This window comes from Sporobacter termitidis DSM 10068 (assembly GCF_900130065.1).
Classification (GTDB): Bacteria; Bacillota; Clostridia; order Oscillospirales; family Oscillospiraceae; genus Sporobacter; species Sporobacter termitidis.
Genome location: NZ_FQXV01000025.1, coordinates 1 through 10,100 on the forward strand (window position 1 = coordinate 1; position 10,100 = coordinate 10,100).

General features: G+C 50.5%; 12 protein-coding genes. 11 read left to right on the top strand and 1 reads right to left on the bottom strand.

The features are described 5' to 3' along the window. From BUB60_RS19120 to BUB60_RS20475, 4 genes are all read left to right on the top strand, one after another. Positions 1-261, top strand: a 261-nt coding sequence (locus BUB60_RS19120) for a DnaB-like helicase C-terminal domain-containing protein (protein ID WP_242941241.1), incomplete at its 5' end; no start/stop codon positions are given. A gap of 2 nt (positions 262-263) precedes the next feature. Continuing rightward, complete coding sequence (locus tag BUB60_RS19125; RefSeq protein ID WP_073083273.1) at positions 264-578, top strand: hypothetical protein; 315 nt, start codon at positions 264-266, stop codon at positions 576-578. A 68-nt stretch (positions 579-646) separates the two neighbouring features. Continuing rightward, entirely contained in the window at positions 647-1,279 is a 633-nt protein-coding gene (locus BUB60_RS19130; RefSeq protein WP_073083277.1) for a hypothetical protein, read from the top strand. Next, entirely contained in the window at positions 1,276-1,935 is a 660-nt protein-coding gene (locus BUB60_RS20475; RefSeq protein WP_073083281.1) for a hypothetical protein, read from the top strand. The genes BUB60_RS19130 and BUB60_RS20475 overlap by 4 nt, the downstream gene beginning before the upstream one ends. Before the next feature lie 170 nt (positions 1,936-2,105). Here the strand turns inward: BUB60_RS20475 and BUB60_RS19140 are convergent, their stop codons facing one another. Then, on the bottom strand, positions 2,106-3,005 hold the full coding sequence (locus BUB60_RS19140; protein WP_073083285.1) for a hypothetical protein: 900 nt from the start codon (positions 3,003-3,005) through the stop codon (positions 2,106-2,108). A 333-nt stretch (positions 3,006-3,338) separates the two neighbouring features. Between BUB60_RS19140 and terS the strand changes: the two genes are divergently transcribed. From terS to BUB60_RS19170, 7 genes are all read left to right on the top strand, one after another. Continuing rightward, positions 3,339-4,082, top strand: coding sequence for a phage terminase small subunit (gene terS / locus BUB60_RS19145; protein ID WP_073083287.1), 744 nt, complete (start codon positions 3,339-3,341; stop codon positions 4,080-4,082). Continuing rightward, positions 4,058-5,338: a PBSX family phage terminase large subunit gene (locus BUB60_RS19150; RefSeq protein WP_242941242.1), complete on the top strand. Its 1,281-nt coding sequence runs from the start codon at positions 4,058-4,060 to the stop codon at positions 5,336-5,338. The genes terS and BUB60_RS19150 overlap by 25 nt, the downstream gene beginning before the upstream one ends. Before the next feature lie 12 nt (positions 5,339-5,350). Further along, complete coding sequence (locus tag BUB60_RS19155) at positions 5,351-6,892, top strand: phage portal protein (RefSeq protein WP_073083231.1); 1,542 nt, start codon at positions 5,351-5,353, stop codon at positions 6,890-6,892. Then, the gene (locus BUB60_RS19160) at positions 6,892-7,986 is read left to right on the top strand and encodes a minor capsid protein (protein WP_073083228.1); all 1,095 of its coding nucleotides are present in this window, start codon (positions 6,892-6,894) and stop codon (positions 7,984-7,986) included. Before BUB60_RS19155 ends, BUB60_RS19160 begins: the two co-directional genes overlap by 1 nt. 1 nt (position 7,987) lies before the next feature. Next, complete coding sequence (locus BUB60_RS20335; protein WP_159435486.1) at positions 7,988-8,158, top strand: hypothetical protein; 171 nt, start codon at positions 7,988-7,990, stop codon at positions 8,156-8,158. 147 nt (positions 8,159-8,305) lie between these two features. Then, complete coding sequence (locus BUB60_RS19165; RefSeq protein WP_073083225.1) at positions 8,306-8,872, top strand: phage scaffolding protein; 567 nt, start codon at positions 8,306-8,308, stop codon at positions 8,870-8,872. 13 nt (positions 8,873-8,885) lie between these two features. Continuing rightward, positions 8,886-10,025, top strand: a complete 1,140-nt coding sequence (locus tag BUB60_RS19170) for a major capsid protein (protein ID WP_073083290.1) — start codon at positions 8,886-8,888, stop codon at positions 10,023-10,025. The last annotated feature ends 75 nt before the right edge of the window (positions 10,026-10,100 follow it).

The following is a 10,100-nucleotide window of genomic DNA, read 5'->3' on the forward strand; positions in this document are numbered from 1 at the left end:
CAGATCAACAGGGAGTCCGAAGCGACGAAGGATAAGCGCCCGCAACTCCATAACCTGCGCGATTCCGGGGATATTGAGCAGGATGCGGACGGTGTCATGCTCATGTATAGACCGGGATATTACAAACGCGAAGAGGCAGCCCCACAATGGGAGGCCGATGAACTTGAAATCATAGTCGCAAAAAACCGTCATGGAAATACGGGTACGGCAATGTTCGCATGGTATGGCGTATCCGGCAAATCAATACCTAGGGAGGATTAAAAATGTACAGAACACTCGGAGAAGTTCTAACGACAGATACCAGGCTCAAGCGGCGGGCCGGCAGCGCATTTCAACTTTGGCAACCGGTGGACCCGAAGCCTTTAACCTTTCCCGAAATCGTGGACATAGACCGCCGCATCGGGGAACTGATATCTCGCGCAGAACGTGACAAACGGCCCGATAGAGACAGGTTATATGCATCATATAAGCGTGATCTGATGCGGCTTGTCGGATGGTATGCAGAAGACCGGAGGCTTAAATCATCGTCTTCATATGCGACCGTCATCGATGCTCTATGCGAAGCTCTGCACTATTAAAAAAGTGACCCTGCCGGAAAGCTCAGCGTATCACGGCAAAGTAAAAAACATAACGAGAGAGGTATTTTATGCTCAAGCTTCTTACTTTTACTCCAAATTTCAGACAAATATACTTCAAGAATTTTATCCAGAAGTGCTGTGACCATTTTAACGAGCCCGAAGACGGCCAGCATGTCAAGCAGCTCGTGTTTTATGGCGTCAAATGGGTAAATACAAGCGGGCGGCCAGATGGCAGCGCGGAAGATCTGAAAGGCCTAGCCGTTATGTACGACGCCATAATGTCCTATATGGCAAACCTGACACCTGCTGAGCTCGTAACCCTATTCCCAATTGAAAAGCGATACGACGGCAACAAATGGGGCATTAAGGACTATTTTTACACTATGGCCGAGTTGAACAAGATCGGCATGGGTAGTGTGATCGGCTCTGACAGATTATTTGAGTTGCTGTGGGATTACGAGAACCATGACCTGCGGGAATTCCTTGTGCGGTATATGAGCCTCATGAGTGCTAAGAGGCGGCTAGAGGGGCGGCTTGGCATAGCAGAAGAATTCTGCATCATGAACGGTATACCAACCTATACGCGATGCGAAGACCCCGAGACGGGCGAGGTAACGTTTGTTGATAATAAAGCATGTACTGAGACGCGGAGGGCTAACGCTTTGAAAACGTTGCCTTGGCATGTCGAAATTATTGAGTGAAGTTGAAGCAGAAAATAAATAAGTCGTTTGGTTCTTATCGGTTGATTCAATCGATAACCTCGCCCACACTCAAGGGTATGGGCGAGGCTTACAAGCCATATATTGCCAGCGACGCCCGCAGCGTCTGCAAAACCCAACGGGGTAAATCCAGCAAGAGTATAGAAAGTAAAGGGGGCAGCATAGTGCAGGTATTTCCCAGAGAGACAATCAATTTCATAGCATATAGACTTCACCAATATTTTGAGGGTGCCCGCGTACATATGACCGCAAAGCAGGCTGCAACGCTGATTGATTACGCCAGCGGTCCTGTGCCATCCCCGACGTCCTCAGGCGCTATTGACACCAGTCGTCCGCATGTTACCGGCGGCGGCAGAGTCCGGCCGTCCCGGGAGAGCGTAGAGGCGATATACAGCGACCTGGAGGAGCAGCAGGAGGCAGACGAACGATGGGCGCAGGTGTTTGACGAGTTGATCGAACGTTGCGAAACGGACCCCGACGCCAAGAATGTCATCGAGTACGGATTCAGGTTGAACCTGTCCGAGGAGGATGTGTGCAAAGCGATGGATCTCGGTAAGACCACGTATTATAACTACAGGGCCATTGTGTTGGCGCAGGCGGCGGTATTGGCGGTACGCGACGGATTGATGTATTATTGAGTCCGGGACTTGACATTGACTTTTTTTGTGATAAAATGATAGTAAGTAAAGATGTATTTAAGGACTTCCGACAACTCGGAAGTCCTTGTCTTTGTTGAGCATCTTCCTATAATATGGTAATATGGAGTATCATATTGGAATCATTTAATCTTAATCGGGTTCCGCTGATATTAAAGTACTTGACCATGCAGTTCACTACGAACAACTTTGATCGAATTTTTTATTGAGTCAGGTATTGGTGAAAAATTAATTATATCGTGAATTTCATCATAAAGACCATCTTCAGCCCAGGGACACATAACTATCTCAAGATTTTCGAAGAAACGTTCAGTAATACGCAAATCGATATAAGGACTAACACAAAAGTCCTCTTCTTCGGTAATGCACATTAACCGAGTCTCTTTTTCGTAATCCCAATGTTCCGTTTTATGTCTACCGAGCTCGGTTGGATCATAGTACTTGATAATACCGTCCTCTCTAATAAGATAATCTTGTGTAAATACATTATCCTTTAGCGGTAAGTATTTTACATCAAATAGGGATATGCTTCTGATACATGTCCGTAAATCAAAGTCTGTATTTATAGGCGGAATTCCTATTTTCTTTCCAATAAGTCCGTTAACATTTACTGTGGCTTTGTAATCATCACCTAAGAAAAAAAGTTTTTTCCCGCTTGGTAGATAACAAAAATCAGTGCAGATTACATCTGTTATATTGTCAGAAAAATTCTTGATTTTTAGAACAACCTTGCGTTTCTTTTCTTTGCCGCCGTAATTATGCCAAAAAGGAACGATTTCATACTGACAATGTGAAAAACAAGCAATAAATCTACTTCCAGCGAATTCCTCAACATTTTTGCGTTTGGCTTCGAACTGGTCGTTTAACTCAACATTGTTTAGGCTAGTACACCGAAAGGTACCATTGTTAAGTATACACCCCAAAATATTCATACTGCAATAATGTAGTAATCGATCATAATTATATACTGAGTTACTCGCGTAAATCCTATATTTATTGAATATTTTAACAAATTGATTGATTTCTGGATCTTGGTACGGCTTTTTTTCCATATTGAACCTCCTGTGAATAATGTCCCGTTTACAATTGTTATAGCACGCCTTGGACGCACATTTGTCAATACTCGTTTGAAATATTCCGACTTTTTAGATTCTGTATCAAATGGGATCAGCAGCAAAAGAGAATATTTAAGCGTCAGCCAATCGGCCGGCGCTTTTCTTATGCCCAAAAGAGGGGATGAACATGGATCGGATTCATGTGTGCGAGCTTTGTCCTTTTTTCAGGAAAGATATCGGCAAGCCGTATTGTCCCCTTCCGCGGTGTCGATATGACGAGAAGAAGTCTTCGGACGGACTTCAAAACGAAACGAAGAGCGGTGGTGAGTCTTGTCACGAACTCCGAATGAAAAAGCCTTAGAGGCGCACGACCTTTATCGTCAGGGGCGTTTGCTTGTTGAGATATCGGATGCCCTGGGCGTTCCTGTCGGGACAGTTCGCAGCTGGAAGAATCGCCAAAAGTGGGATTGCAACGCAACGCCTAAACGCAACGTTGCAAAACGCCGAGGCGGGCAGCCCGGCAATAAAAACGCGGTGGGGCATGCCAGCAGCAGCCCTGCCGAAAACAAGAACGCTGAGAAGCACGGCTTCTTTTCCAAATGGCTGCCCGAGGAGACGCAGGAGATTCTGCAGGTCATCGGAGGCAGTAACCCGCTCGATCTGCTATGGGATAACATCCAGCTTCAGTACGCGGCCATTGTACGGGCTCAAAAGATTATGCACGTCAAGGACCAGGACGACATGACAAAGGTTTTGAAACGCCAGAAAGAAACATCTGGGCTTTCCTTTGACGGATGGGAAAAAGAATATGAGCTTCAGTTCGCTTGGGATAAGCAAGCGAATTTTTTACAGGCGCAATCCCGCGCTATGAAAACGCTGGAGAGTATGATCAAGCAGTATGACGAGATGCTGCACAAAGATTGGGCCGCGGCCACCGAAGAGCAAAAGGCCCGCATTGCGGCGCTGAAAGCCAAGGCTCAAACGGATGATCCCGGCTCGACCGAGGACGACGGCTTTATGGCGGCTCTCATCGGGAAGGTTGATGAAGTGTGGTCGGACGAATCCGGCGAATAACACAGGCCGTCTTCAAATTTAAACCTTTTTCGCAGAAGCAGTTGAAGGTTTTAACCTGGTGGCTCCCTTCCTCCCCGGTCCATGATCGGGACGGCATCATTGCCGACGGCGCTATCCGCTCCGGCAAAACGCTGTCCATGTCGCTTTCCTTCGTCCTCTGGGCGATGGAGACATTCGACGGCATGAATCTCGGTATGTGCGGGAAGACGATAGGCAGTTTCCGCCGAAATGTCCTATTCTGGTTGAAGCTGATGCTCCGGTCCCGCGGCTACGGCGTCGCCGATCACCGCGCCGACAATCTGCTGATCGTCACGCGTCGCGGCGTGATGAATTATTTCTATATCTTCGGCGGCAAAGATGAGCGCTCTCAGGACCTTATACAGGGAATCACACTGGCCGGCTGCTTCTTCGATGAAGTCGCGCTGATGCCCGAGAGCTTTGTCAATCAGGCGACAGGCCGTTGCTCTGTCGATGGCTCCAAGTTCTGGTTCAACTGCAACCCTGAAGGACCATTCCATTGGTTCAAAATCAATTGGGTTGACAAGGCTGCGGAAAAGAATCTGATTTACCTGCATTTCACGATGGATGACAATCTGTCGCTGTCGGAGAAGATAAAGGCTCGATACCGGGCCATGTACTCAGGCGTTTTTTATAAGCGCTTCATTCTCGGCCTGTGGGTCGTGGCCGAGGGCGTCATCTATGACATGTTCGACGCGGTGAAGCACGTCATCAAAGAGGCCTCAGATCTCCTAACTGGTGTTTACTATGTCAGCATTGATTACGGCACCCAGAACGCCACAGTATTTCTGCTATGGTGCCAGAATAAAGCGGGGCAATGGATTTGCGTTAAGGAGTACTACTACTCCGGCCGCGACGAGTCAGCACAGAAGACGGACGCTGAATACGCCGCCGACCTTACATCTTTCCTGCATGGTATAACGCCGCGTGCGGTCATTGTTGATCCAAGCGCGGCGTCATTCATAGCCGAATTACGCAAGCGTGGATTTGTGATATGGAAAGCGCAAAATGACGTTCTTGACGGTATCCGTTTTGTGGCTACACTGCTGAACCGGGGGAAAATCCTTTTTGCGGACGCATGTTCCAACACGATTATTGAATTCAGCACTTATAGTTGGGACGCCAAAGCATCCGAGCATGGAGAAGACAAACCGTTAAAAAAACATGACCATGCAATGGACGCGGTTAGATATTTTTGTTACACCATAATCGCCAAGCCGGGCGGAACGAGATTTTAAGGCGGTGAGGATTTGCAATCACTGACAATCGATTTTACCGATATAGATCAGCTGCGGCGGATCATCCAGAATTACATATACAGCGACAGCGCCGAATATCAGAAAATGAAGCGGCGCGCCGAAGAGGGATTTTCCTACTATGGCAATGAAGACAAAATCAAGTTAACCGGCGCCGCCGCCATTGATGAGGTCAATCGGTATCTGCGGCTGATCGGGTCGAATCCGCTGCACAGCGCAGACAACCGCGTCAGCACAAACCGGCACCGCGTCGTTGTTGACCAGAAGGTAGGGTACCTATTCACCGCGCCGCCTCAGTTTGATATGGCTGCGGACGATTCTAACGCTGGAGACGACGCTTTGCTCAAATCCATCAAGGACACAACGGGCATGCAGTGGACGAAAGTAATCCGGCAGTTGGGAACAGACTGTTCGAACACCGGCCGCGCATGGTTGGCGTACTGGCGGGACAACAGCACAGATAATTTCGATTACTGGTATGTTAATCCTCTGACCTGCGTGCCGATTTATGACCGTTCCACCATCAAGAAAAAACTCCTATATCTCATTCGCATTTACGGGTACAACGACAACGACGGCCGCCCCGCGACACGGTACGAGATATGGAGCGATACGCAGGTGGCCTATCTCATCAGAGCGAACGGGACGGCGACAAAAACGGAGCCCGCCGTGAATTATGAGATTCTGCCGAACGGCAGTTGGAATATTCAGCAACATGCGTATGGGCGCGTCCCGTTTATAGAGTTTCGGAATAATGCAAAGGCGTTGCCGGACCTTATCATGTACAAGGATTTCATTGACGCTCTGGATAAACTCATTTCTGGATTTGCCAACGATATCGACGATATACAAGAGATCATCTGGGTAATCAAAAATTACCGAGGGGATGAAAACGCTCCTGTCTACGACAAAGACGGCAACGAAGTGCTCGATGACCACGGCGATCCGATACAGCGCCCTGTTGACCGTCTGAAAATGATGAAGGCAAAAAAGATCATCGACGTTGGCGACGATGGCGGCGTAGATACACTGAAAAATGAAATCCCTTACGAAGCCAGAAAGGCGCTTCGGGAAATCCTCGATGACGAGTTTTGGGTAGCCGCTATGGCTGTCAATCCTAAGCCCGACACGGCGGGCAACCAGTCCGGCGTTTATATTGACTTTCTCTATGGCTTACTGGAGCTTAAAAGCGGATTGCTTGAAACGGAGTTCCGAGCCTCAATTAATGATTTCCTACAGGCTATCCTGCGCTATCTCGGAGCTGACGAATCAAAGCAGTTTACCCAGACGTGGAAGCGCACGAAGCCGCAGAACAACACCGAGATTTCCGCGATCATAGCGCAGACGCCAAATACCGTTGTCAGCGACGAGACAAAGACGAAAGCCCACCCGCTGGTCACTGATTGGCAGGCCGAGCGCGCCCAGATCAACAAGGAGCAGCAAAAGATTGAAGAGCAGCGGCGGGAGCTGTTCGGTAATGACGACGTGCCGCCGGAGACGCCGCCCGGGAGCGGTTCGCCGGAAGGTGACGCCTGATGCAATCGAGCGACTATTGGGAGCAGCGTGCGCTACAGCGCGAGGCCGAAGCCTATAAAGACACTGCCGACGTTATACGCCGCCTGCGCGCGCTCTACACCGCTTCTGGAAAGCGACTATCCGACGCCGCAAAAACGATCTTTGCAAACTACCTCAACGTCTCCGGAATTGATGAGCGCGAGGCCCGAAAGCTTCTGAGCATCGAGGAAACGGCCAAAGTTCTTTCAAAGCTTCGTGAGGAGTACATGCAGACCGGCAGCGCGGATGCCTTGGCGCGGCTCAATGCTCCGTCATATGCATACCGAATCAACCGCGTCCAGGCACTGGAGAAAGCCATCGAGGCCGAAGCGGCCGCCCTGGCTGATCTGGAGCCAAGAATAGGTGAGCAGCATCTTATCAGGGCGTACGACGATGGCTATTACAAGACGATGTATGACGCCGTTGTTGGTCATGAGGGCGATGTGAATTTCTCCACGCTGCCACACGATACCATTGTTGAGGCGGTTGAAAACAGGTGGGCCGGCAAGAACTATTCACAGCGCGTTTGGAAAAATACTGAGGTCGTCGCCAAAGAGGCCGGGAAGATTGTCGATAGTGGCGTAACATCCGGCACTGGCGTTTATAAGATGGCAAACGAACTGCGAGACCTATTAAACGTCGCAGCCTATGCCTCCGAACGGCTGATCCGCACTGAGACAAACCGCATGCATAACGACGCCGCCAAGACCGCGTATGAGGCTATGGGCGTAAAGCAGTACCGATACCTCGCGACACTGGACGCGCGCACCTGCGTCATCTGCGGGGCGCTGGACGGGAAACACTTCGATGTCAGTGACGCCGAAACGGGCGTCAACTTCCCGCCGATGCATCCGAATGACCGCTGTACGACCGTTGCATATTATCCTGATGACGAACTGGACGGCGTCAGGACCGCCCGAAATCCGGTGACCGGAAAGAATTACAAGGTGCCGGAGGGCATGACGTATGCGGAATGGCGTAAAGCGATTGCTGAAAAATACGGCAGCGGCACGTTGGAGAAAGCGAAAAAAACATTGATTGCCAAGCGGCGTTCGGCGCACAGAAAGGCAGTGTAGTATGAACAAAGATAAAATTATTGCGTGGGTTGATCAATTGATCGATTCCTATCAATGGGAGTCTGAAATGAATATTGACGAGCGATCATCGGATAATGCAAAAGATACCGATGAACTCAATAAAGAATGTGAAAAATTGAAGCAGGAAATAAGGGCAATGCTCGCTGAATAGGCGAGCATTTCATAGTCGACCGATAGATTTAGCACCTTCACAGGGTGCTTTTTTATAACCAAAATTAACCGTAGCGCACGGAGAACAATATGCGCTCCGCAATACCGGGACTGGCCGGATTAACAAGGATAGCGGGTGGAGGTAAACATGTTGGAATGGCTTAAAACGATTCTTGGCGAAGCGTACACCGAGGACGTTGACAAAAAGGTATCTGAGCAGATTGGCAAGGACTTTGTCGCGCGGGCGGACTTCAACGCCGCCAATGAGGCAAAGAAGACGCTCGATGGCCAGATCAAAGACCGCGACAAGCAGCTTGAGGAGCTTAAAAAGTCGTCCGGGGACAGTGAGGCGCTCAAGCAGCAAATCGCACAGCTTCAGGAATCCAATAAGACCGCAAAAACCGAATATGATGCCAGCCTTGCAAAAATCAACTATGACAGCAGGGCTGAAAAATTCATTGATGGTTTGAAACCCAGAGACGACCTTAGCAAGAAAGCTATTTTATCAGAATTCGCCGCAAAGGCGTTCAAGCTTGAAGGCGAAAGCTTCATCGGCGGAAAAGAATGGGCCGAGGAGTTCAAAAAGGCAAACGCAGCACATTTCGCTGATGGCACAGGATTCCCGCCCCCGCCCGGGGGCGGAGCCCCGGCACCGTCGGATATGTCAAAACTGTCCGACGAAGACTTTTATGCGAAAGCATTTACAAAAAAATAAGGAGTGATTACATATGCCTAACCAGTGGCTTGATGTAAAAGAAATTGCCCGACCGGCGCTTGTCCGGCTGATCGAAAATCTTGTTTTCCCGAACCTGATCTATAAGGATTATTCCAGCCAGTTTGTAACCGGCAAGGGCGCCAAAATTCAGGTGAAGAAGCCCGTTGTGCTTAATGCCAGCGAGTTTGATGCGAACACCGGCACCTCTGCCCAGGCCATCGATGATAGCCAGAGCGTGGAGGTCACCCTCGATACGATAGCGACTGTCGACGTTGAAGTCGGGGCACTGGAGGGCGCCGTCAGTTTTGACGACGTGAACCGCATCTTCATTGAACCCGCCGCTGTGGCGCTGGCGCAGAAGATCAATAGCGACGGACTGGAACTGTACAGGGACATCCCGTATATCGGCGGCGACGCCGGTACGACGCCGGACGACCTGACGGATTTCGCGGCCGCCGGGCTTGTTCTGGATCAGAATAAGGTGCCGGTTGTTCCGCGCAACGCCTTATGGGACCCCGTTGCGAACTCAAAGTTCAAAACCATCCCTGCCGTCGTCAACGCCGAGAAGTCCGGCACAACCGACGCCCTGCGCCGCGGCTCCATCGGCACGATTTTTAACCTCGACAACTACATGTCGCAGGCCGTCAAAAAGCACACGGCCGGAACACTCGCCGTTGGTGGCGGTACAAATCCGAAAATTTACCCGAACGCCGCTGTTACCGCCGGCGCCACTCAAATGGTCCTGGCCGTATCGGGCGGGTCGAGCCCGACGCTTACCGGCACGCTCGTTGCCGGCGACATCCTGACCGTCAAGGGCAAGACGTACACCATCACCGAGGGCGCCACGGCGGCCACGAACACGATCACCGCAAAAGTGTACCCGGCACTGCCCGCACTTGCCACGACTGACGAGGTCACACTGACGGCCAGCCACATGGCAAACCTCGCGTTTAACCCGAACGCCTTTGCCTTTGTCACGCGGCCGCTCGTCGCGCCGCAGGGCGTCCAGTCCTATGTCACGAGCTACAATGGCGTTTCCCTGCGCGTGGTCCGTGGCTACGACATGAAGTATAAGAAAGAAATGCTCAGCATGGACGTCCTGTACGGATACAAGACCATGTACCCGGAGCTTGCTTGCCGGTATCTGGGCTAAGTTCATGAAGACGGCAAATGACGTTCTGGCGGAGTGGGAGAGGCGGGGTTATTGCTCCGCTTCTCCTTCCGTTGA

Coding starts and splice junctions, on each gene's coding strand:
- BUB60_RS19160 (WP_073083228.1), top strand. CDS start 6,892: ATGCAATCGAGCGACTATTGGGAGCAGCGTGCGCTACAGCGCGAGGCC.
- BUB60_RS19130 (WP_073083277.1), top strand. CDS start 647: ATGCTCAAGCTTCTTACTTTTACTCCAAATTTCAGACAAATATACTTC.
- BUB60_RS19165 (WP_073083225.1), top strand. CDS start 8,306: ATGTTGGAATGGCTTAAAACGATTCTTGGCGAAGCGTACACCGAGGAC.
- BUB60_RS20335 (WP_159435486.1), top strand. CDS start 7,988: ATGAACAAAGATAAAATTATTGCGTGGGTTGATCAATTGATCGATTCC.
- BUB60_RS19170 (WP_073083290.1), top strand. CDS start 8,886: ATGCCTAACCAGTGGCTTGATGTAAAAGAAATTGCCCGACCGGCGCTT.
- BUB60_RS19125 (WP_073083273.1), top strand. CDS start 264: ATGTACAGAACACTCGGAGAAGTTCTAACGACAGATACCAGGCTCAAG.
- BUB60_RS19140 (WP_073083285.1), bottom strand. CDS start 3,005: ATGGAAAAAAAGCCGTACCAAGATCCAGAAATCAATCAATTTGTTAAA.